27 protein-coding genes, 1 tRNA gene and 1 pseudogene are annotated in these 20,135 nt (G+C 40.2%); 6 read left to right on the forward strand and 23 right to left on the reverse strand.

Annotation, left to right across the window (positions count from 1 at the left end; all coding sequences use genetic code 11):
- Positions 1-6: 6 nt before the first annotated feature.
- The 12 genes and pseudogenes from A9500_RS03670 to A9500_RS03730 form a co-directional block, all read right to left on the reverse strand.
- The gene (locus A9500_RS03670; protein WP_065243936.1) at positions 7-921 is read right to left on the reverse strand and encodes a major capsid family protein; all 915 of its coding nucleotides are present in this window, start codon (positions 919-921) and stop codon (positions 7-9) included.
- Positions 922-931: 10 nt separating this feature from the next.
- Positions 932-1,381, reverse strand: a complete 450-nt coding sequence (locus tag A9500_RS03675) for a hypothetical protein (RefSeq protein ID WP_065243937.1) — start codon at positions 1,379-1,381, stop codon at positions 932-934.
- Between the two features lie 10 nt (positions 1,382-1,391).
- A complete protein-coding gene (locus A9500_RS03680; protein ID WP_065243938.1) occupies positions 1,392-2,495 on the reverse strand; it encodes a DUF2213 domain-containing protein in 1,104 nt (367 codons plus the stop codon).
- Between the two features lie 62 nt (positions 2,496-2,557).
- Positions 2,558-2,914: pseudogene (locus tag A9500_RS03685) on the reverse strand (DUF2513 domain-containing protein).
- Positions 2,915-3,095: 181 nt separating this feature from the next.
- The gene (locus tag A9500_RS03690) at positions 3,096-4,313 is read right to left on the reverse strand and encodes a phage minor head protein (protein WP_257005668.1); all 1,218 of its coding nucleotides are present in this window, start codon (positions 4,311-4,313) and stop codon (positions 3,096-3,098) included.
- The gene (locus A9500_RS03695) at positions 4,285-5,616 is read right to left on the reverse strand and encodes a DUF1073 domain-containing protein (RefSeq protein ID WP_065243940.1); all 1,332 of its coding nucleotides are present in this window, start codon (positions 5,614-5,616) and stop codon (positions 4,285-4,287) included. Before A9500_RS03695 ends, A9500_RS03690 begins: the two co-directional genes overlap by 29 nt.
- 1 nt (position 5,617) lies before the next feature.
- Complete coding sequence (locus A9500_RS03700; RefSeq protein WP_065243941.1) at positions 5,618-6,958, reverse strand: PBSX family phage terminase large subunit; 1,341 nt, start codon at positions 6,956-6,958, stop codon at positions 5,618-5,620.
- Entirely contained in the window at positions 6,948-7,457 is a 510-nt protein-coding gene (locus A9500_RS03705; RefSeq protein ID WP_065243942.1) for a terminase small subunit, read from the reverse strand. Before A9500_RS03705 ends, A9500_RS03700 begins: the two co-directional genes overlap by 11 nt.
- 22 nt (positions 7,458-7,479) lie before the next feature.
- Complete coding sequence (locus tag A9500_RS03710; protein WP_065243943.1) at positions 7,480-7,680, reverse strand: hypothetical protein; 201 nt, start codon at positions 7,678-7,680, stop codon at positions 7,480-7,482.
- A gap of 195 nt (positions 7,681-7,875) precedes the next feature.
- On the reverse strand, positions 7,876-8,208 hold the full coding sequence (locus A9500_RS03720; protein ID WP_065243945.1) for a DUF2570 family protein: 333 nt from the start codon (positions 8,206-8,208) through the stop codon (positions 7,876-7,878).
- On the reverse strand, positions 8,169-8,723 hold the full coding sequence (locus tag A9500_RS03725) for a lysozyme (protein WP_065243946.1): 555 nt from the start codon (positions 8,721-8,723) through the stop codon (positions 8,169-8,171). Before A9500_RS03725 ends, A9500_RS03720 begins: the two co-directional genes overlap by 40 nt.
- Entirely contained in the window at positions 8,704-8,961 is a 258-nt protein-coding gene (locus tag A9500_RS03730; RefSeq protein ID WP_065243947.1) for a hypothetical protein, read from the reverse strand. The genes A9500_RS03725 and A9500_RS03730 overlap by 20 nt, the downstream gene beginning before the upstream one ends.
- 252 nt (positions 8,962-9,213) lie before the next feature.
- Here A9500_RS03730 and A9500_RS10865 point away from each other — a divergent pair, with 252 nt between their 5' ends.
- Positions 9,214-9,402: a hypothetical protein gene (locus A9500_RS10865; protein WP_257005669.1), complete on the forward strand. Its 189-nt coding sequence runs from the start codon at positions 9,214-9,216 to the stop codon at positions 9,400-9,402.
- Positions 9,403-9,521: 119 nt separating this feature from the next.
- Here the strand turns inward: A9500_RS10865 and A9500_RS03740 are convergent, their stop codons facing one another.
- The 9 genes from A9500_RS03740 to A9500_RS03780 form a co-directional block, all read right to left on the reverse strand.
- Entirely contained in the window at positions 9,522-10,040 is a 519-nt protein-coding gene (locus tag A9500_RS03740; RefSeq protein WP_065243949.1) for an antiterminator Q family protein, read from the reverse strand.
- Complete coding sequence (locus A9500_RS03745) at positions 10,041-10,601, reverse strand: recombination protein NinG (RefSeq protein ID WP_257005670.1); 561 nt, start codon at positions 10,599-10,601, stop codon at positions 10,041-10,043.
- Positions 10,602-10,769: 168 nt separating this feature from the next.
- On the reverse strand, positions 10,770-11,189 hold the full coding sequence (locus A9500_RS03750; RefSeq protein ID WP_257005671.1) for a recombination protein NinB: 420 nt from the start codon (positions 11,187-11,189) through the stop codon (positions 10,770-10,772).
- Positions 11,179-11,712, reverse strand: a complete 534-nt coding sequence (locus A9500_RS03755; RefSeq protein ID WP_065243951.1) for a phage N-6-adenine-methyltransferase — start codon at positions 11,710-11,712, stop codon at positions 11,179-11,181. The genes A9500_RS03750 and A9500_RS03755 overlap by 11 nt, the downstream gene beginning before the upstream one ends.
- Positions 11,713-12,348 carry a replication protein P gene (locus A9500_RS03760; RefSeq protein WP_065243952.1) on the reverse strand — a complete coding sequence of 212 codons (636 nt, stop codon included), beginning with the start codon at positions 12,346-12,348 and terminating at the stop codon, positions 11,713-11,715.
- Entirely contained in the window at positions 12,345-13,145 is an 801-nt protein-coding gene (locus A9500_RS03765) for a replication protein (RefSeq protein ID WP_065243953.1), read from the reverse strand. The genes A9500_RS03760 and A9500_RS03765 overlap by 4 nt, the downstream gene beginning before the upstream one ends.
- Positions 13,142-13,903, reverse strand: a complete 762-nt coding sequence (locus A9500_RS10870; protein ID WP_065243954.1) for a KilA-N domain-containing protein — start codon at positions 13,901-13,903, stop codon at positions 13,142-13,144. The genes A9500_RS03765 and A9500_RS10870 overlap by 4 nt, the downstream gene beginning before the upstream one ends.
- Before the next feature lie 42 nt (positions 13,904-13,945).
- On the reverse strand, positions 13,946-14,389 hold the full coding sequence (locus A9500_RS03775; RefSeq protein WP_065243955.1) for a YmfL family putative regulatory protein: 444 nt from the start codon (positions 14,387-14,389) through the stop codon (positions 13,946-13,948).
- 54 nt (positions 14,390-14,443) lie between these two features.
- The gene (locus tag A9500_RS03780) at positions 14,444-14,683 is read right to left on the reverse strand and encodes a hypothetical protein (RefSeq protein ID WP_065243956.1); all 240 of its coding nucleotides are present in this window, start codon (positions 14,681-14,683) and stop codon (positions 14,444-14,446) included.
- Between the two features lie 100 nt (positions 14,684-14,783).
- On the opposite strand from A9500_RS03780, the gene A9500_RS03785 reads away from it, so the two are divergent.
- The 3 genes from A9500_RS03785 to A9500_RS03795 are packed head-to-tail and all read left to right on the forward strand — an operon-like array spanning position 14,784 to position 17,059.
- The gene (locus A9500_RS03785) at positions 14,784-15,449 is read left to right on the forward strand and encodes a S24 family peptidase (protein WP_065243957.1); all 666 of its coding nucleotides are present in this window, start codon (positions 14,784-14,786) and stop codon (positions 15,447-15,449) included.
- A gap of 60 nt (positions 15,450-15,509) precedes the next feature.
- Positions 15,510-16,247, forward strand: a complete 738-nt coding sequence (locus tag A9500_RS03790; protein WP_065243958.1) for a HipA family kinase — start codon at positions 15,510-15,512, stop codon at positions 16,245-16,247.
- Positions 16,244-17,059, forward strand: a complete 816-nt coding sequence (locus A9500_RS03795; protein WP_065243959.1) for a DUF3037 domain-containing protein — start codon at positions 16,244-16,246, stop codon at positions 17,057-17,059. Before A9500_RS03790 ends, A9500_RS03795 begins: the two co-directional genes overlap by 4 nt.
- A gap of 98 nt (positions 17,060-17,157) precedes the next feature.
- Here the strand turns inward: A9500_RS03795 and A9500_RS10700 are convergent, their stop codons facing one another.
- Positions 17,158-17,325 carry a hypothetical protein gene (locus A9500_RS10700; RefSeq protein ID WP_179854553.1) on the reverse strand — a complete coding sequence of 56 codons (168 nt, stop codon included), beginning with the start codon at positions 17,323-17,325 and terminating at the stop codon, positions 17,158-17,160.
- Between the two features lie 725 nt (positions 17,326-18,050).
- On the opposite strand from A9500_RS10700, the gene A9500_RS03800 reads away from it, so the two are divergent.
- Positions 18,051-18,128, forward strand: a tRNA-Met gene (locus A9500_RS03800).
- Positions 18,129-18,663: 535 nt separating this feature from the next.
- On the opposite strand, the gene A9500_RS03805 is transcribed toward A9500_RS03800, so the two are convergent.
- Complete coding sequence (locus A9500_RS03805; protein WP_065243960.1) at positions 18,664-18,996, reverse strand: hypothetical protein; 333 nt, start codon at positions 18,994-18,996, stop codon at positions 18,664-18,666.
- A 424-nt stretch (positions 18,997-19,420) separates the two neighbouring features.
- On the opposite strand from A9500_RS03805, the gene A9500_RS03810 reads away from it, so the two are divergent.
- The gene (locus tag A9500_RS03810; RefSeq protein WP_065243961.1) at positions 19,421-20,071 is read left to right on the forward strand and encodes a P22AR C-terminal domain-containing protein; all 651 of its coding nucleotides are present in this window, start codon (positions 19,421-19,423) and stop codon (positions 20,069-20,071) included.
- Positions 20,072-20,135: the final 64 nt, after the last annotated feature.

A 20,135-nucleotide genomic window follows, 5' to 3' on the forward strand; every position in this document is an offset into this window, starting at 1 on the left:
GACTCCCTAGTAATCTACGTAAAGTGCGGAATTTGGCTCCATAAAGGTTACGCCGCCAAATGCCATGCGTAAGCCAGATTCATAAGCTAATAAGCCTTTTTGTTGAGCAGCTAACACAGTTGGCGACATTGGGACATCAAAGATAACGTGTTCTTTGCTGTTTACATAAACCATTGCACGAGTTTTGCCACTTGTTACACGAGTACCAAAGTTTGATGGCAAGGCTTTAATTGCCACTTCACGACCTGCAGCTGCAGACAAGCTCTTAGTTAGGAACTCTAATGCGGTTGTGTCAGTATTATTGCGTTGTGTTAACGCCAAGTGCGCTAAATCAAGTGAATCAATCGCAAAGGTGTTTGGTGCTTCAATGCGCTTGGTTTTTTCCATGCCTTGTAGGAAAATTTCTTTGAAGAATGCCACCGCTTTATCAAAGTCCATCGCCTGAACTTTGCTATTTTGCGCCGTGCCTTTGATGTTATACACCTCAACAGACTTGTTGTTTAGCAAACCAGTTAAGCGAGAATCTTTGGCATGACCCAAGAACGCAACTTTTTGCAAAGTTTGTTGTGCGTTTTTATTTAACGCCATAATTTTGGCGGTATCTAACGCTAATCCTAATAATTTACCCTGTTCAAGCTCTGGTGTTGTCCAGGTTACAGATTTAGCCCACGGCACAATGTAAGAGCGAGTTGGTGTAAAGCCTACTTCCACTTGGTCTAATGTACTTGTGCCAGTGGTAATTAAACCATCATCAAGCGAACCGTGCTCATCTGCACCATAGTGAAGTTTTTCAGTAATGCCTACTGCTGCTTGTTGGTCAACATAGACAAATTGCGGGAACACAATTTCAGGATATTTAGTTTCTGAAATTTCTTTGCTGACAGCCGTTAAGCCATTTTGTACATAAGTTAATAATGACATTCATCACCCCTTATAATTTTGTAATCATCGCTAATTGACCTTTAACGTCAATCACGGTGTAATCAGTTGCGATCGCATTGGTTGCATCCGCTTTGCCTTGGATTGTGCCGGCTTTCTTATTGCCATTTGCTACGGCAATAGCATAAACCTTATCACCACGCGCAACAGTTTCACCTTCTGCCACAATCACCCAAATAGCGTCGGCGGGAGCAATGTGCATTACATCAACCAGCTCACCTTCCGCCCATTCGTCTTTGATTCGGCTTGCTAAAACTACACCGGCGATCACGTCAGTTTTTGCCGCTAAGGCTTTTACACCGCCGGCAGCATTTAACGCAACGAATAATCCCGCTTTTAATGCGCCACCGGAAACCATTTCGGCACTTGTTTTTGCACTGGCAAGGTTGCCCTTACCTAATTCACCCGCACGAGCAGGCGCTTGTTCATAAGCGTAACTCATCTAATTACTCCTAACTGTTGTAAGTTTTATTAAAATCGATAGACGGCGCAGTTTTATTCATCGCAGCGTCACCAAGCAAAATACTGCCAAGTGATTTGCGTTCATCCGCTAATTTCGCCGCAACCGCTTTTGCTGTTTGATATGCGCCAGAAATTTCCTCATCGGATAATTTGGCCGCCTCATCTTTAGTAAAAATACCCTGCGCCACGACCGCACTTTCTTGGATTTCACGCACAGTAGCGTTATCCGCAAAATTGACTTCTTTAAATGCGGTTTTAGCATCAGCCAATACAGCAGCTTGTTTTGCTTCTGCATCACGTTTTGCTTGCGCATCTTTTAACTGCTGAATTTCTTCATCTTTAGCTTTAAGGCGTTTTTCAAGCTCTTCTTTTTCCACGTCATCTTCCTTTTTATTTTCAGGTTCAGATTGTTTTTCTTTTGGTTCGGTTGGTTGTTCGCCTTTTGGCTCTTTCCCTTCTTCACCACCAGACTTTTCTTCTTTATCAATTTGTTTTTTCTGTTCATCCGACAACTTGATGCCGAACGCACCTAAAAACGCATCGAGAATTTTTGCGGTTTTCCCCATAATGGTTTTATCCTCATCGGCAAGTTTTACACTTCCACCGCAGCGACCCTTTGCCACAATCGCTACGTGGTTGCCGATCATCGGCGACATCTCAAAATCTGCATCTTGTACAGTGGATGGCTTAATATCGCAGTCATAACCACAAGATAATTGCTCAACACCATTCTCCTGCACGGTCTTAATCGCAGATTCATCATAAATCCAAGCCTCTGCCGTGAGTTCATCGCCCACTCGCTTAACATTGCGCACGACACCGACAGAGAGTTGTTTCCAGTTCTTTGCATTCACCCCATCTTTCGGGTGCCCTACAGTTAGCGTGGCATTTTCAAAACTCTTAATCGTTTCATCGCTAAACAACGATTTCTCAGTGCGAGCGACCTTTTTAATGCTGTCTTCTTTTAGCCCAAGCTCTGTAGCGAGGTAATCAAATACCCCAACTTTCGAAATGGTTGCCGGTACAACTAAAAAACCATCTTTAGTGATGGTTCTTTGTGTGGTTGCTTGAGTAGTTTTGTCTGTAAATTTCATTTATTTACCCCAATAAAAAACCCGACCATTTCTGATCGGGTTGTTTGTTTTTTTTTGCAATATCACGCCAACATTTGGCTAATTATTGTTTGTGCTACCTGTTTTATTGTATCAAGTGATAAATCAAGGCTTTTGCTTTTTATTGTAGTTTTTAAGCTATTCCAGACAGTATCATTACGAATTTTGTCTAAGAATTCATGACCTTGCCAAGTCAGCGACCGAGCAACAAGGCTCAATTCATTTAGAGAGGAGTAATCTATCGCTTCAATCAGCCCTGCACTTTGCAATAACTTAAAATGATAAGACACTGTTTCTGAATCGAAACCAGTAAATCCATCAGGTGATAAACTCCCTCTAGCCTATGACTGAGTTTCCAATTTAAGCAATATAGAGCGAATTAAATCCCAATTACGTTTCATTCTTTACTACCTCTTGGCCAAAGCATATCTATAATCTAATCATAAGATGATGTTTAGGCTGTTTAACATTTGAACTAATAGTGGTAAAATAAGCTAAACCGTAGATTGAGTTTGGGAACGTTTTGGACGTATGCGGATGCGAGTTAATAAACTAGGAATTACGCACCAAACTATTCTACGGTTATTTTTTTGATTTCCGCCTAATCCACATCGTTTTCATTGTCAGTTTTTTGTGTTTTTTACGCACTTCTTGAACGGTAAATATTTCATCTTCAATCTCTTTTTTGATCAAAAACGTTTCATTCCCCATGTCACTTAATCCCGCATATTCAATACTGTCAAAACTTGAAATAATAAGCGGCAATAAAAGAATATCTTTTTTTGTTACAGCTCGTTGTCCTCGTTTACTTTCTGTCGTTTCATTGCCGTGCTGCTTAAATGTATGACGAATACCTGATTCATCCACACTATGTTGCCAGTCTGAAATATCAAGCCCAATACTCTCTTTTGCCTTAGCTACCAACTCTGAGCTAACACTGCCTATATCGGAATATAATTTATTGCCACCTCTACCACTTGATGAATCAATCAAGTCAGATAGTTCCATTTTCCCAGACTTCTGAATAAGAGATTCTTTTTCATCTTCGCTAGATTCAGGTTTAACAATATCATCAAGCACTGGAATCTGGACGCATCGACAATTAACATCATGACCAGGGTGTCCGGTATCCGCAGGAGGATTGGTATATTCGAATATCTGCCCATCTTTTTCCGCATGGCTTTCACGCACACGCTCATCACCCGATGTTGACCACATGTATTTTTTTATGCCAGCTTCTTCATGGCGTGCTCGAGTTAATGCTGCATTTAATTTTGAGGACTGGTCTCGAGCAATAAGCATTGCACGACTTTCTACATCTTTCCCTAGTTTTTTGAGTTGTTCGGCTAAGTCTTTATTTAATGACCCCTGAACCATTGCTTGCATGACGGCATTTTGCACCTTATCAAGATATTGCGTGCGAATGGATTTGATTAATTGGATGTTACTTACCGTTAATTCATTTACCCTTTCTACAATATTCGGACTATTGCGTAAATAGGCGGATAAATCGATGCCAGTTTGATTTTTTAGGTTAGTTGATACTTCGGCATGGTTTTGCGCATCACCACGACTAACAAAGCCATTGGCGATATTTTCGGCCTGTGAAGTGCGGTCAGATTTTTCGTACTTTTCTAATACTTTCATCAGTGCTTTCGCACTAATTGCCTGGAACCCTTTCGCATCATCCATAAAAAAAGAGCCTTGCGGTTGTTGCATGGCTCTCTCTACATCATCAGTCATCGTTTTGACGACCTGTTTAAGCTGTTGTCTATACCAAAGCTCCGTTCTCTTGCTCATCTTCACGGGCCTGAACTTGCGTGTTTTCGCCTTCTGGTTCTTCAAAATTTCTGGCAAGTTCATTAGCATTTTTCATTTCCTCAATGTCATCAGCAGAGATATTGGCAAATAAACCACTTTCTCGGAGTTCGTTTACCACTTGATATTCATTTAGTACGCCATTTTGAATTAACGTATTTGCTGCGGTGGCAAAGGTATTAAGCATATTGACTTGTTGTTCTTGTTTAACCACCGTAAGTGGTAAAAATTCAAACCACCAGTCATCAGGTTGCCCACCAAACAATTCATTGCATAGCAATGTATCAAGCACTTCAAGCACAGGGCGCAATCTTGTTTCTTGTAATCGATGGATGGATTCGTGATAGTTTTGGATATCCTCGTCACCACTTGCCAATCCCGAAACAGATTGCCCAAATAAAATGGTTACCGGCATATCTGCAGCACCAGCAACTGCATTACGAAATTCCGTGAGTAAATCTTTTAATCCAGCAAAGGTTAGCTCTTTTCGGTCGTACTCATTTTCTGCATCAAGCAAGAGGCTATTAGTCGCTGATTTAATCGACTGCACCGCTGAAATAACGTGAGCGACATCATTTTCTAAGCCTGCAGATATCTTGTCAGACAACCCTGCAATTTTGAAAATATCAATTTTACTCTCAAAAATAAGGTCGCCCACATTCGCAGAGGCGCTATCAAAGCGTTTAAGTACATCAATAATCTTTTCAAGGTCTGATACACCCCAAATATCGTTATCAGATAAAGGTGCGTCATTGGCATTGATAATTAATAAGCGAGAATGGTGTACTAAAACAGATTGTGTGCCACCAGTGATGGTATATTCACTATATCGACCAAAGTTTGGTGAAAACACATCATCATCTCTTTGCCCTGTCGGGGAGATTTTCCATTTAGGCAGGATGATTAATTGTTTTAATCGCTCTGTAGGCTGTAACGGCGAGGTGATATTAATAGTATCGGTTACAACCAATAAACCCACTGAGCCATACAGGCTAGACCATTGCAGCGCTTTAGTTAATGTCTCACGTAGTTTTAATCTGCGCTCGAGCTTAGTGAACTCGTCTAACTGTTCAGATTTTAAGTCATTGGAAAAAATATCGCGCCAATTACGCACCATATCTTCCGAGCGTTTAATACAGACCTTGTTTGCAATCCAGTTATCACGCCATAATGCTTCAATCTGCATTAAGTCATCTGTTAAACTCAGCCCACGAGCATAATACGTTTGCTCTTGTTTGCTGCCTAACTTTAGCGCAAGTGATTTGATACCATCTAAAATATTCATCTTATAAATCCAGTAGTGATTTAGGTTTTGTTGGGGCGTAGCACATGACTAAAGCATCTGCCATATTTGGGGAAGGTATGCCGCGTTTTTTCATATCCTTTTTGCTTTCTACTTTTACCCGCCCATTATTGTCATAATCAACACGAGGGCGTGACAATTCTGCTTTCAGATACTCAAGCTCTTTGATTTTGCTCGATAGGCTTATCAGTTCATCGTCAGGATAAACATCGCCATGCTTTATCGCCCGATAAGTTTTGTAGAACCTGTCTCGCAATGCCCACCAAGATTGAGCTTTAATGTTCGAAAACATATCTTGATTTTTTTTGCCTTTGGTGTATTCACGTTCAGGATAAGCAACTGCACCACCAGCATTAAATCCTTCCACTTGTAATGATTTCGGCAAGCGTTTAAAGTGAGCTTTTACACCCGCCCCCACGCCAATACTATCGAATATAATCAAATCAGCTTTAAATTTGACCGCACTTTGATTTGTTCGGTTGGCGGAATCAATCACATCGCCAGTCTTCCAAACCTCAATGCCAAGCACCACAGAACCATGAACAAATGCATTAGCGTTACTATCTACACCCTCATCAGCAACGTCAAAGCCAACTTTCTTCATTCCTTTAGCGGAAAAACCAAGCTTGAGATGCGCATCCACCGCATATTCAATCCATACAGGCTTAATAATGGCTAAATCAGAATCAGCCACAGGCTCGCCCTCATAAACGTGACGATAAAGCTCGTAATCACGCTCACGCATCTGCTCCATATCTTCCATTAATTCTTTCGGGAAATATGGATTATCTTGCCAGTTTACTAAAACAGATTTGCACCGCTCTGGCGGATGAATCACAAAACGTTGATAGGTATCATCAAGAATATTTTTAGGGTTAAAGCTCACAATAATCTGCGAACCATCTTCCCGAATTGTAGGAATAAGAACATCCCAACTGTCTTTTGAGACGTTTTCGCCTTCCTCAACCCAAACTACATCAATGCCTGTCATCGATTTGATCGAGGTGATATTTGTTTTAAGTCCTGCGAACGTAAATCTTGAACCGTTTTGACCGATGATTTGAGTTTTCTGCACCTCAAAGAAGTTTTGCAGCTCCAACCTTTCTATTTGGTCAATCAACATCTGAATAACAGAATCAGATATAGATTTCTGAATTTCACGACAACAAAGTACTCGTGTTGGATTGTGGTAAGCTCTAATAATTAACGCTCTCGCTATATTAAAACTCTTACCTGAACCACGACCGCCATAGAAGATAATGAAACGCCACATATCTTCAAAAAGCGCTCTAAACTTTGTCGGAAATTTAATATCAAGGCTCATCGCTAAATGTCACATTGATTACTGTTGGTAGTGGTTTGTCGCCAGTGGTCACATCTAATTTATCTTTAAACATTCCTAAGTGCTTGCCTAAAAGCTCTAAGGCTTTATTTGCACTTGTCGGCTCAAAGACAAACATTTGATTGTTAACAGTATCAATCTTGCCCTCTTGTGCGTTTTTGATTGTATCTGTCATTACAACCGACTTACGCCCCATGCAAATATCTCTCAACTCTTGCAAGTCTGCGATAATATTATCGACTGTAACGCTATGTCGTTTTAAGTGGTATTCTTGCAACTCATTAATACGGACCTTAATTGGACCTTTTTTAAGCATTTCCTTAGCTCTTGTATTAATGGTTTCAGTTTTCATATTTTCAGCATTGTAAGATTGTCTATATGCCTCACTTGCATTACCAAGCTCAATATATAACTGACAAAACTTTTCTTGCTTAGGTGTTAATCCACGCTCAGACGTGGATTTCTCTTTCACGTCTGACATAGGGAAATCCTTTTATATTTTTTTAGTTTAGGTTAATCACTTCTACTACATCTAACTGACTTTCATCATCTGCATAGAATGTACCGTTGGCATTATGCCAGTGAGAGAATGGCGGCTCTTCTGTTTCTGTCTTTTCAACTAATAACCATTTACCGAATTGTGTTTCATAGACTACATCGCACAATGTTCCATTACGGAGTTTTACAATGTTACCGACTTCCATTATTTACCTGCCTTACTGTTTTCAATCCACTTGTTAATGTTTGTGATTTGACTCGCACACATATCACGCTCCGCTTTCACAGTAATTAGATGCTCTACTGCTTCACCGTATGTGTTGCCCGTGAATGGTGTTTTCACGCAAGGTACCAGAAAAGCCTGTGGCGGATAAATGTATTCCGTCTTGGTTGTTACCTTGTTAGTGCAACCGCTCAATAGCGTCATCGTTAATACGAGTGCTATAGCAAGGTTGTGTCTTAATAATTTTTCTAACCACTTGGATTTTGTCTTGGCTTGCTTGTTTGATTTCATCGTGGATTGCTCTCTGTTGTTCCACTGCTTGGCGCTCTATCTCAATCGTGTCTTTTAATGATTGATTGACTTGCTCTTGGCTTTTAATGGTTTGGGCTTGCACTTGGTTTTCGGCACGGATATCAGAGATAGTGTCGCTTTGATACCAAATCCAACCGCACAAGCCCAAAATGGTTAATACTACCGATGAGATTGCGTAGATTTTAAATCTGCTAAACATAATGCCCTTTCCTTTTCTCTACGCTTAACCAAGCCTTGCAGCTTTCGCCCGTCAGCATAAACCCAATTTGGTAGCTGATTGCACCCATCTATATATCTTCCGCGTCGCATAAACCCAAACATCGTTGAGTTTTTAACCTTACCGCATCCATTATTAAACGTGACAGATACCATAGCATCAAACACAGACTGAGGTAATGCTCTTCCATTGGCATATCTATCAACGCACGATTCAGCAAGCTTAATATCGTTTTTCCATCGGTAAGCAATTTCTTCATTTGTGTATTTCTTGCCAGGCTCTATCTTTTGGCCAGAGTATTCTGTTGAGCCGATACCAACAGTCAATACATCAGCTGGGCATTTATATGGAGTTGCCATACAACCCTCAGCATTACCGATTATCTCAGCTCCAGCAGGGCTTAATCTTAGCTCTCCGCCAAATTGAGAATACATGATTCCAATAACCGCAATAACGGAACAGGCACCAAGCGCTTTTCTAGTCTTCCCTAACACCATCATCAAGCCCCTGCTCTAATCGTCTCATTCTTGCCTTGTGCATTTCTTCCGCTCTGCGTTCCTCGTTCTCCCTAACCTTTCCCTCTTGGCATTTGGCGTACATATTAACGAGACCACTGATTAAACCGATGATTAAACCAAAAATAGCCAGCCATTCTTGAAATGAATACATTGCCCAGAATGCGCCAAAGCCAGACCAAAAAATACTTTGATTCCCTGCGTCTTTAAACATTTTCATACTCCACCCCATTTCCAGGGCAATAAAAAAGCCCACCAATTACGGCGGGCGTGAATTCTGCTAAAATTAATTTTCCACAACTAAATCAGCAGAGGTTAAACATGATTGAAATTGATAAATTAAATGATGGTTACTATAACTTCCCGTACCAATCAGGAGAAGGAGACTCAACAAACGATACATCATCTCCCTGTGTCGGAGGTTTCAACTTAATTCAACACCCACCGCGAACAACTGGGGAGTGAATTTGGCGTGCCGCCTCAAGCATTTGATACAGCTCATTTAGCTTTTGCCTGGAATTATCGTCCATTTTCTTATTTTGGAAGCGAAGAACGCATCTTGCTCTATTTTCAAGCTGGTAGCCCACAACATCAAGATCTCGAAATATTCCTTGATCTACTTCATCGTTTTCTAACCGAATATTTACAAGTGCCATCATAATCACCAAATAAAAAAAGCCCCGACCGTTTCCGATCAGGGCTGTAAAAATTAATCTAGGTGTTCACTACTTACACTGCGACCACCATACATCTAAATAGTATGACACTTTGCCAAATATGTCAATATGTAATTTTGATTTTTTTGATATTTGTTGCACGTTCTCTGCTAGTTCTCTGAATAATAAAGCAAGTTATAAGCAGTTCGTGAATTATTGCTTTTGCAAAGTGTATCTCTTTTTCGACTTCACGATAGATTGTCCTAAAACTTGGCACTCTTACGTTAGATTTACCTGCACAAGGTCTCATTTCCTTAGCTTTGGCTTTGTTGTGTAGGTGTTCTGCTATAAAATTGATTGTTCTTTTGTTTACATAATAAGCAAACACAATAAAGTGTAAGATTTGGTCATTTTTCTTAAAAAACATCTCAATGGTTTGACTAATCATAAACCCAGTTTCATCATCGCAAATTGGTTCATTTGGCTCTGCAGGAATGACTGATTGCATTAGTTTTGCAATAATATTTAATTGAGGTTTATCAAGCCTACCACTGCGCACCCAAGCCCCCCATTGATACATATACCGGTCAACAAATTCTTCTTGTTCAATCGTTATTTCTGGTAACTCGCTAAATTTACGCATTTATTCCTCTAACTCTTTGATTTTCGCTCTGTAAACTTTGATTAATTCTTTAAGCTCGGATATTTCCCATTTCTTAATTCGATGTTGATTTTCTTCTAACCACTGAACTTCTTGCTCGCCAATCTTCTCAACCAGTCTTGGTCTATATCCGTGAATATTTCCGCCACCAACAAAGAGATTGCATCTAATACAGCCGGAATGAATGTTTCTCTCATCAAATCTTAGGAATGAGCTTCTACCTTGTGGAATAAAGTGTGAGGCTTGAAAACTTGGTTTCCATACTGCACCGCAAGCAATACAAGGCTGACCTTTGTCTCTTAATCGGATAAACTTATTCACTTCTTTTTGAAGTGCTTTCAGCCAATGGCCCCTATCGTTTTCTAGTAGTTTTTTCTTCCGCTCTTTTAGTTGAGCTTTTTCTTGTTTCTCTCGTTTCTTCCTTGCTTGCTCTTTTGATAACGCTATCGCACATTTTGGCGAACAGACTTTCTGCATTGAGCTTATTGTTTTGACAAAGTAACAACCACAGACTTTGCATTTGGTTTCCTTAGGTTTAGTCATATCTACCACCATTTACCAGTGATTAAGATTGTCCCTATAACAACACAGGCATAAGCTATAATTAAAATCTTTAACTCTTTATCACTCATCGTCCGCACCCTCAATAAAACAAATAATCACAAACACAACCACGAAAAGAACTACTGATAGGGCTATTTCTTCTCTCATTCAAAATCTCCACACATCGTTAAACTTAACACCGTTCTCAATGCCCCAAGCGGTTGTGTATTCAATTAGGCTTGCCATTCTCTTAACGCCCATTTTTGAGGTCCTTTCTCGAACGTTTACCAGCTCACCCTCAATGCCGGTAACTATTTTATATGGCTGCTTTGTTGCGATGGTATGCCCGCTAACTAATATGTTTTTCCAACCGTATAAATCGTATTTATCGCCTTGCCATGTCGCCTGTTTTGAGATATCACCTAGCATTGCGTGAAATTTATCGTTTTGCTCCATTGATCGGGTTTTAACTTTTATCTCAACAACAAGCGGATCTGATTCGTTAATCGGTAATTGGCGGATGGTTTCGATAACTCGATTTCTTACTGCCTCATTGACTAAATACATCCGAGGATAATTATGCTCCATCGTAACCACCTACTTTCTTGATAAAATCAAGACTTACTGAGCGTTGTACAAAGTCTTCCATTGTTGGATCAAAGACTACGACCATTTGCCCTTTGCTATTTCCCTTGATTTCTTTTCCTGTTACAGGGTTGATAAATGCAATTCGTCCACCTGTGATATCAATCACTTCATTCGCCACGCCTTGAATGTGGTTTTGATACCATTGAGTAGATTTATCATTGTTGAGTAACATCACGACTAAATGACCATCATCGCATAACACCCTGGCGCGCTTAATAAATGGCGTTACATTAGAGTACGGAGGATTGACAAAAATAGACGCTTTAGACAAGCCGCCTTTAAGTGCATAAAGGTTAAAATTTAAAAAATCATCAGCTAATCCACCTTCCCCGAAATAAAGCTTAACAAGTGCATTATCTCCATTAGCACAGCCATCAATATCAAAACCGAACCGTTTGTCTAGCCATTTAAAAACATACTTCGGTGTCTGCCATGTATCTTTATCAAATTTTTGTTCTGTCATCTACGCAATCCCCATAATCTCTTTAATCTTAGCTACACCGTTTTTTGATACTTCTGGAGGAATAACTTTTGGCTTTTGCTCTAGCAGTTCTGGAATTTGAGGAAATTCAAATCCAGTGCGAGCTTTATCAACTACTTCGGCAAGGATTTTCGGCATAGCCTTTTGGCAATCTTCCCATTTCTTCTTGCTGTAACCGTCATAAATGGTTTTAAGCAAATAATATTCAGCCTTTGAGCGGAATTTGAAATTGTGAGGTTCTTTTGCGTAACCAAAGTATTTTTGAATTCTTGATGACAATTCTTCGGGCGTTGGCAAGCCTAATTCGTGGTAATTTTCAAACTCGCACCAAGCAATGAATTGACCTACACTCGGGAAAAATGGGCTTTCGGATTTTGCTGCCAAGTCCAGTCCTCGTTTTAGGAATTGAGGATTCACTACGCCCGCTTTGAATAATTCTTCGAGCCAAACTTGCTTTGTTTCGTTGTACTCAATCTCGCTATCAAATGCGTGTTTCCAGGCAGGAAAGATTGATTTCAATCGCACAAACATTCGGTCAATTAAGCGAACAGCATTGTTGGGAATATCGGATTTTGTAACCGCACTTTTTGCGGGTTCCATTGGAATTACGTTTTTCATCTCAATTCCTCCGGAATGAGTTCAGGATTGATATTTAATTTTCTACCTACAGCCCAAGAGCCATCATCGGCAAAAGCGCTTGTTTTTCGGGTGTTTGTAGTCGTTGCTACGTTGTCATCACGCCAATTCCATCCTGCTTTAAAACCCTGCCAATTGCGCTCGATGGATATTGTGATTGCTTCGGTAAGAGGTATTCCTGCTTTGTGCGCTTCTCGCTGATAGCCAACAAGTACGGTTTTTGTGATTGCTGCTCGTTTTGATTTTCGGTGGGCAATAAAATCTTCAGCAAGCTGACCAACGATTCCGAATTCAGCAAGCAAATCGAGCGAATTTTTTTGCGTAGTTTTTTTATTTGTATTTTGTATAGTGTTTTTAATATTGTTTATTGTGTGTGAACTTTCTTCACAGGTGACTTGTGAACTTTCTTCACAGGTGCTGTGAACTTTTTTCACAGGTGAACTTTTTTCACAGGTGACTTGTGAACTTTCTTCATGGGTAATTTTTGAGTAAGAATTCACGGCATAAACACCAGTATTTCTTGCTCCATTTTCTTTCACCAACAAGCCGTATTGAACAAGGGATTCGCAGGCTTTAATCACCGCACTATTGCTTAATCCAGTAGCTTTCATAAACTGACTGATTGAGATATTGTCGCTTTCTTTATTCCAGCCTTTGGTTTTTCTGATGACAACCAAGTAACACTTCAATTCCGCCCCGGTTAAATCAGGCAGTAGCTCATCAATAACAGCATTTGGCACCTGTAAAAAATTAGGAATAAATTTAGATTCGTTACTCATGCTGCTACCTTCTCTTGTATAAATTTGCCGTTCCACGTTGCTTTCATCGGCAACAACCCTTTTGCGTACCACTCATAGAGTTTCGCTGCGCCTTTTTTAAGTAACGTTGGCTTGTATTTGATAATCGGATCCGCTCCGTGAGGCACAACCTCGCTAGTTTCTTCGGTCATATACCGATCGCGAGCATAAGACGTTACGCGCCATTCACCGCGTTGGTCTTTATAAAGCCAATTCTTTTGTTGCAAAAATGCATTGATTTGCGTCGAATTTACGCCGTTTAAGCTCTTAACGAATTGAGGTGCGGTCATTCCCGCCCGGAAGTAATTACTCATCGCTTCAATGCGATCGGCTTGCTGTTTGTTTTCCAACTTTAAAACCTCTTCCCGCTCAACAGATTCCGCCAACTCACGCAATGCTGCGGCGTAGTTTTGTGGCAAAAGTGCGGTCGGATTTTGATGACCGGCTAAGCTGTCAAACGTGCGAATAACGTATAAGTGGAATTTCGGACTAATCCACATTGCGTAAGCGTAAACAAGTTCTTTGTTTACGAATGTTCCAAGCCCTTGTTTTGTAAGGATAGACGGAATTCCGTCTTTTGAAATTTCGCCGATTAACTCTTGCGTTTGCTGATTTGATAACCAGTAAGCAGGACGATGACGACTTTCACCACCGCTTGCTTGATGTAAATCATTTAAGCAAAAACGCCCTTGTTCATCTTGGCGAATTTGTGTATCATAAAGCTGTATTTTGGTTTTCATAAAAATTCCTTCGTACAGAACCACGGTTGCCGCCGTGGTTTTTTATTGCCGTTTATTTAGCGAGATCACGCACTCGATTGAGTGTTGTGTCGCTGCTAAATGCTTGTTTAATAATTTGCGGATCGTGTCTTCTTCATCGCTTGTGATTTCGCCATCTGCCAGCGCTTTTTCTAACACCTCAAACAATAATCCACGCGCGGACAGTTCACGCAGTTGCAAGGTTGAGATTTCTACCGAGTCCAATTCGCTCGCTACTGGTGCCGGTACAAAATGGCCACCAGCACTTCGGCAAAGCTCCTCGATAAAATCAGTACAGCCATACTCAAGCTGCAGCGCAATCAATTCTTCGTTTTTAAAACGTTGACCTTTCGTGTGATACAAGCGGTTATTCAGTTCCGCCTCTGAAAATCCGAGAAATCCGGCTACCGCACTTTTGCCGCCCGGTATGTTCTCAATCATTTCGATGATGACTTTCTTCATTCCCATAATTTTTGCCTTATTTTTATGGTTTTCTTTTCTGTTGGTGTTGGTAAATTACAGTCATGCGATAATCGCAGAGCCTGACTTAATGGGATTACTAAAGTTTCTAATCTCTTCCGCAGAAATACCGTTTTCCAAGGCTTGAGATAGAATCTCTGAATATCTGGTCTCACCTGTATATTCAGTTCTTGGTAGAGAATTTGATGCGCGCCATTTGTAAACTGCACGCACAGAAATACCGCATAAATCTGCTACTTTAGCTGCACCCAAAGAGTCAATAATGTGTTTTAAGCTTTTCATATACAACCCCTTTAAATGAACTTAGAGTACATAATAATCCAGAACTGAAAGTACTTCAAGTTTTATTTATAATTGAACCAATAGTTCAAAGGTGAAAAAAATGATTACTGAAGAAAAAATTAAACAGGACTTTGCCGCACGGCTAGACATTGCATGTAAGAGAAAGAACTTGCCAGAAAAAGGCAGGGGGAAAATCATTGCGGATATACTGAAAATAACGCCAAAGGCCGTGAGCAAATGGTTCAATGCCGAGACACTACCAACTCAAGCAAATATTTATGTATTGTCTGATTTTTTAGGTGTAACAAAAGAATGGCTAACTTATGGCGATAAGAATGCCTCTATTGAGAAAATCGAAAAACAGAAAGCCTACCCTTTATTAAGCTCAGTCCAAGCTGGACTATGGACTGATATTAGCTCTCTTGAGGGCTTTGACGGTTACGAGATGATCCCAAGTACAGTTATAGCCTCTGAAAATTCGTTTTATTTACGAATTGAAGGAAAATCTATGCTCCCTCGTTTTAATGAGGGCGATTTAGTTTTAATCGATCCTGACATTTTGCCCACTCCGGGGAAATTCGTGGCCGCAATCAATGGCGACAACGAGGCAACGTTTAAGCAATACAAAGAGCTTGGCACGAGAACACCAGAAGGCATACCGCACTTTGAGCTTGTTCCGCTCAATCCGATGTTTCCAACATTAAGCTCGCTCAACCAAGAAATCCGTATTATTGGTGTAGCAAGAGAAAGAGTTGAAACATTATAACACCGAGCAGCAAGGTAGGTTTGGGTTGTGAAGGCAGAGGACGTGTGATTGGATAAGAGAATGGATAAAATCATATTTATCAGAGAAAGAATGGAAATGGGGATAACCCATCCCTTTATTTGTCAAACAGATAAAGGAAATTGGTTTATCATAAAAACATTGTCTATGATGCCAATCAGTCAATTATTAGCGGAAGTCATAGGTTCAACACTGGCTCATGAAATAGGGCTCCCCTGTCCAAGTATTGATTTTGTTGAAATAACACCTGAATCAACCCAATACGTTTCCTCAGAGTGGCGGCAGGGCTTGCCTAACGGGATAGCATTCGCATCATCCTTTGTGGTAAATGCCAAAATTGCTAAAACCGTTCAAGTTAAAAATTCTACATTTTTATCGGAACCGGAACAAAAATTGCTCTATATGTTTGATCGTTGGATTTTAAATTCTGACAGAACCGCATCACAAGTCGGCACAGGAAATATTAATCTGCTTTTTGACGAACAACAGCAAAAAATTTTAGTGATAGATCATAATCTTGCCTTTGACGAAGGAGCTGATTTTTCTGAACATATCTTTTCACCACAAAACAGAGACTGGCGACTTGACTGGGTGGATAAACAAACTTTTACGGACAAAGCCGTTGACATACTCAAAAATTTTGACGATATTTATCAGTCCATTCCTGATGATTGGTTTGTGGGAGATGAGGTATTTCACAAAATCGATCAACAAATCAACCGAATAAAAGAACTTTTAAACCGAATAACACAAGAAAATTACTGGGACAACATAGAATGAAACAACCTATTTTATACAGCTTCGTGCGGTATCGTCCGTACTTTGAAACAGGCGAATTCGTCAATGTTGGCTTATTGATGTGCGAGCCTGAAAAGAAAAAACTCACTTATCAACTTGTACCTAAAAATAACAAGCGTGTGAATGATTTTTTCTATAAAAGCAAAATGTTTGAAACTGTCCGCGAGACTATTAATGATGAATTACAATATATCGTTAGTCAGCCATTTAACGGAAGTGCGCAGGATATGGCAACCTTCTTTCACCATTACATTGATGTGAAAGAAGGTATTGTTCAATATAGCAATGCAGCGGTAGGCATGGTGGATGATCCGCAAGGTTATTTTAACAAGCTATATACGCAATTCATCCAAAATGCTGGAGTAAAACCAGAAAACCAAGAACAAGCGATTTTGAAACATTACAAAACCTTGTTTAGACAAGAAAACGACAGTGTTCTTGCACAATACAAACAATATATGGTGAATGGTGATTTTGCTAAATTTGCCCTTCCTTTGGCATTGAAAAACCAACAAGATAAACATATTTTAAAAGCGGTAAAACCTCTTGCATTCGATCAGGTTGAAAGCCCGAGCATGATTGAACATTGTGACAGCTGGGTAGCGAAAATTAATCGCGCAGAGCAAGAAGGATTTATTAAAAGAGAGAATATTTTATTTGCTCTTGATACACCAAACACAGCGCATAAAGCTAATATCCTCGATACAATTAAGCGAACATTTGATCACTTTAAGTTACAACACATTAGCTGGAATGAAGATAAACAAATTATTAATTTCGCTAAAGCCATTTAACCGTTAAACCACGCACTGACGCGGGTTCATCCGATGTTACCGACATCAATGTCGGAGACATACCAACCACAATAAACCGCCTAACTGGCGGTTTTTTATTAACATTTAAACTCCGCAATAAACTCCTCTAGCACAATCCTCTCCTGCTCATTAGCGCGCACAATCCTCAACTCTTCATCTACGCGCGACACTATCTCATCAATCCCTAAGCTATTAATCCCTTCGCAATTCAGAGAGATTAGCCATTTTTTAAACTCTTTTTTCATAATTCGCCCTCCTTATCGGCAGGGGCATAATAAACCAACCTCAATTTAAACCAACTATCGCTACCAAAATTTGCGATCAGCATCGCAAAAATCTTAAAAACACACCACAAAACACAAACTTTACTTCGCAACAGATTAAAAAATAAGCAATTAAACGATATTTCAAAAAATTTATTTCTTTAGAAATCAACCCAATATGAACAAAAAGTACATTTTATTAAAAATATGTACTTTTTGTTCTTGACTATAATGAACTATAAGTACATAATGATCCCATCAAAACGAGATACACATAAACAAATATCTCGATGCTCTTTAACAATACGATTAAAAACACATCGACCAACACTTAAGCGCAGTTAATACGGCAGTGAGAATGACAAATCTCACCGATTAATTAGCGATAAGTAGTTAGGAGTAAGTGACTTATGGTCTTGTTGTGATAACACGCCAATCCAGATGGATCGCAAATAGCGATGAATGGATGGGGAAAACTTACATTGCGGTGTGAATGCTTACGGAAATGCAAACAAAGCCAATGGGTGGGAATAGCTAAACGTAAGCAACCGAACAGAGTCTTTTATTGCAATGTTAGACAAGCCGATGACTCGTAGTGAGACTGACAGTAATGCTCTTCCAAGAGGAAGGCTAACAAGGCGGCATGAAACAAACTATGCACGTCAACGTGACGTAAGAAACGTGACATACCGGAGAGACGGTAAACTGCCGCGGTAGCTTAATAGGTAAAAGCGACCGGCTCATAACCGGAGGATAGTTGAGTTCGAATCTCTCCCGCGGCACCACTTTAAAGCACATTTGAAGTACAGAGACACAGAGGCTTGTGAAACCTCTGCGAATGATAGAGAGAAGTGTGCTTTGAAATGGCAAACATAAAACAAATGAGGTTAAAAATGGAATATGTAACGATTTCCAAATCTGAATATGATTTCTTAGTTACCTACCGACCAAGCTAAACCGGGTCAAAACTGTATCAGCTCAGGCGGTCACGGTAATTAATAAATATTCTGGCGGGTCCACTTTCCCGAAGTTTCGTCTGAAAAAGTGGTGCGTTACCGTGGCTGGTAATTAAGACATGAAATACCGAGTGGGATTAATACGACGTTTCCCAAACTATGTAGGGTTCGGTGCGGACGCTGTCGCCAAGCAGCCAAGCGCCGACGTGAACACTGCGTGAACGTGTTACGCAAAGCCTGTGAGCGGGGACAAAAAATCAGGCACTATCGATTTCATAACTTGGTTCCTTTGGTTATTTGCCCTCCGTAAAACGAGGGCTTTTTTAACTCCCTTAAGGAGGGCGTAATGAAACTCAAAGAATGCTTAATCTTTTTGCTTGCGATCAACCTTAACCCGCTCGGATTGTGGCTCAACGCTTCCACGTTTGAAAAATTTTTCGAGCAAAAGAGCTGCAACATCCAACAAGATGAAGAACATTTGCCAAAAGCTAGTTGCGGCAACCAAGTAGAAAAGGTAAACCAGAGCATAATCAGGTAAAGCAGGTAGTGGTCTTGCCATTAGCTCAATCTGAATATGAACAGGAATAAGCAACCAACAAAGAATAAACGACAAAAACCACGTTGTAATACGCATAATCACCTCATCAAAATGAGATTTGAGGATGGAAAAGATGGAAGTAATTAACGCTTCCCACATAATAAATTCCTGTAATTGTTGAAGTAAGACGCAACAATTATATTCCTTGTTTGAAGTAAGGCGCAACAAGGCGAGTTTTTCGGTTCTCGTTAAAAAACCGTATTGACACCCACCGCCCAATCATTTAGGATATTCTCACTTTCAACAGAAAGTCGGGAATTGGCGTTCCTGAATGAGTGGTGCGGAATCTGGTCGCACAATGCGACTTTTTTTATATCCGTAAAACAGCAAATCAACCTTTTTTCCAAATTTGGAAAAAAGTCCCAATGATGAGCTGATTGAGAGATCGAAAGATCGCCGTCAATAGTAGCTATCACACGCATAGCTCACCGCTCAACGGTACGCCAATCTTGATCAGTTCATCACCAGTAATTGGCGTTGCTTGTGATGAGTTTTAAAAAACTTAATTATGAGAGCGGTCAAAATGACAAATTTAAATTTAATCCCTGTTTTCAATGGTTCAATCCAAAATCAACCTGTTCAACTGTGCAACGCACGCGATCTTCATTCATTCTTAGAAGTAGGAAAAGTATTCGGAGCTTGGATTCAAGACCGCATCAATGAATATGGATTCATTCAAGATGAAGACTACTTCGTCATCACCGAACGCACCAACGGACGCCCACGCAAGGAATATCACATCACCCTCGATATGGGCAAAGAACTCGGCATGGTAGAAAGAAACGAACGAGGCAGACAAATCCGCCAATACTTCATCCGTTGCGAAAGAACATTAAAAGCCTTGCAACAACCGCAACAGCTCGCCTTGCCAGAACCTGAGAAATTCACGTTTGAATTTACCGAGTATGAACTTCAACAGCTTGCTTGGTTATGGTTCGCTTTCAAACGTGGCATAGGCACTTTCCAACATATTGAGAGAGCCTTTAACGTTTTAGGCTCAAACATGAGCTCACAAATATACGGACAGGCTTACGAATATTTAAGCGTGCTACGCTCTACCAATCAAATCTTAAACCGCATCACAAGTGATTTTGACATCGACCAGATGACAAATTGGCGTGTACTGCAACACTTGCGAGACTTTAATCAAAAAGCAGTCAAAATCGACTTCTAAAAACAACGGAAAATCCGACCGCACTTTTGAAAAATCGTGTGGCGGATTTTTACACCCTAAATTC

Origin of the sequence: Haemophilus sp. CCUG 60358 (assembly GCF_001679485.1) — a bacterium.
GTDB lineage: Bacteria > Pseudomonadota > Gammaproteobacteria > Enterobacterales > Pasteurellaceae > Haemophilus_D.

Excerpts from the sequence above, each read along its gene's own strand:
- A9500_RS03755 (WP_065243951.1), bottom strand. The coding sequence starts at position 11,712 with ATGACAGAACAAAAATTTGATAAAGATACATGGCAGACACCGAAGTAT.
- A9500_RS03810 (WP_065243961.1), top strand. The coding sequence starts at position 19,421 with ATGACAAATTTAAATTTAATCCCTGTTTTCAATGGTTCAATCCAAAAT.
- A9500_RS03730 (WP_065243947.1), bottom strand. The coding sequence starts at position 8,961 with ATGAAAATGTTTAAAGACGCAGGGAATCAAAGTATTTTTTGGTCTGGC.
- A9500_RS03725 (WP_065243946.1), bottom strand. The coding sequence starts at position 8,723 with ATGGTGTTAGGGAAGACTAGAAAAGCGCTTGGTGCCTGTTCCGTTATT.
- A9500_RS03705 (WP_065243942.1), bottom strand. The coding sequence starts at position 7,457 with ATGTCAGACGTGAAAGAGAAATCCACGTCTGAGCGTGGATTAACACCT.
- A9500_RS03805 (WP_065243960.1), bottom strand. The coding sequence starts at position 18,996 with ATGTGGGAAGCGTTAATTACTTCCATCTTTTCCATCCTCAAATCTCAT.
- A9500_RS03695 (WP_065243940.1), bottom strand. The coding sequence starts at position 5,616 with ATGAATATTTTAGATGGTATCAAATCACTTGCGCTAAAGTTAGGCAGC.
- A9500_RS03775 (WP_065243955.1), bottom strand. The coding sequence starts at position 14,389 with ATGGGAATGAAGAAAGTCATCATCGAAATGATTGAGAACATACCGGGC.
- A9500_RS03780 (WP_065243956.1), bottom strand. The coding sequence starts at position 14,683 with ATGAAAAGCTTAAAACACATTATTGACTCTTTGGGTGCAGCTAAAGTA.
- A9500_RS03790 (WP_065243958.1), top strand. The coding sequence starts at position 15,510 with ATGGATAAAATCATATTTATCAGAGAAAGAATGGAAATGGGGATAACC.
- A9500_RS03785 (WP_065243957.1), top strand. The coding sequence starts at position 14,784 with ATGATTACTGAAGAAAAAATTAAACAGGACTTTGCCGCACGGCTAGAC.
- A9500_RS03700 (WP_065243941.1), bottom strand. The coding sequence starts at position 6,958 with ATGAGCCTTGATATTAAATTTCCGACAAAGTTTAGAGCGCTTTTTGAA.
- A9500_RS03750 (WP_257005671.1), bottom strand. The coding sequence starts at position 11,189 with ATGGAGCATAATTATCCTCGGATGTATTTAGTCAATGAGGCAGTAAGA.
- A9500_RS03670 (WP_065243936.1), bottom strand. The coding sequence starts at position 921 with ATGTCATTATTAACTTATGTACAAAATGGCTTAACGGCTGTCAGCAAA.
- A9500_RS03765 (WP_065243953.1), bottom strand. The coding sequence starts at position 13,145 with ATGAGTAACGAATCTAAATTTATTCCTAATTTTTTACAGGTGCCAAAT.
- A9500_RS03675 (WP_065243937.1), bottom strand. The coding sequence starts at position 1,381 with ATGAGTTACGCTTATGAACAAGCGCCTGCTCGTGCGGGTGAATTAGGT.
- A9500_RS03710 (WP_065243943.1), bottom strand. The coding sequence starts at position 7,680 with ATGGAAGTCGGTAACATTGTAAAACTCCGTAATGGAACATTGTGCGAT.
- A9500_RS03690 (WP_257005668.1), bottom strand. The coding sequence starts at position 4,313 with ATGAGCAAGAGAACGGAGCTTTGGTATAGACAACAGCTTAAACAGGTC.
- A9500_RS03745 (WP_257005670.1), bottom strand. The coding sequence starts at position 10,601 with ATGACTAAACCTAAGGAAACCAAATGCAAAGTCTGTGGTTGTTACTTT.
- A9500_RS03760 (WP_065243952.1), bottom strand. The coding sequence starts at position 12,348 with ATGAAAAACGTAATTCCAATGGAACCCGCAAAAAGTGCGGTTACAAAA.
- A9500_RS03740 (WP_065243949.1), bottom strand. The coding sequence starts at position 10,040 with ATGCGTAAATTTAGCGAGTTACCAGAAATAACGATTGAACAAGAAGAA.
- A9500_RS03720 (WP_065243945.1), bottom strand. The coding sequence starts at position 8,208 with ATGTTTAGCAGATTTAAAATCTACGCAATCTCATCGGTAGTATTAACC.
- A9500_RS03680 (WP_065243938.1), bottom strand. The coding sequence starts at position 2,495 with ATGAAATTTACAGACAAAACTACTCAAGCAACCACACAAAGAACCATC.
- A9500_RS10870 (WP_065243954.1), bottom strand. The coding sequence starts at position 13,903 with ATGAAAACCAAAATACAGCTTTATGATACACAAATTCGCCAAGATGAA.
- A9500_RS10700 (WP_179854553.1), bottom strand. The coding sequence starts at position 17,325 with ATGAAAAAAGAGTTTAAAAAATGGCTAATCTCTCTGAATTGCGAAGGG.
- A9500_RS03795 (WP_065243959.1), top strand. The coding sequence starts at position 16,244 with ATGAAACAACCTATTTTATACAGCTTCGTGCGGTATCGTCCGTACTTT.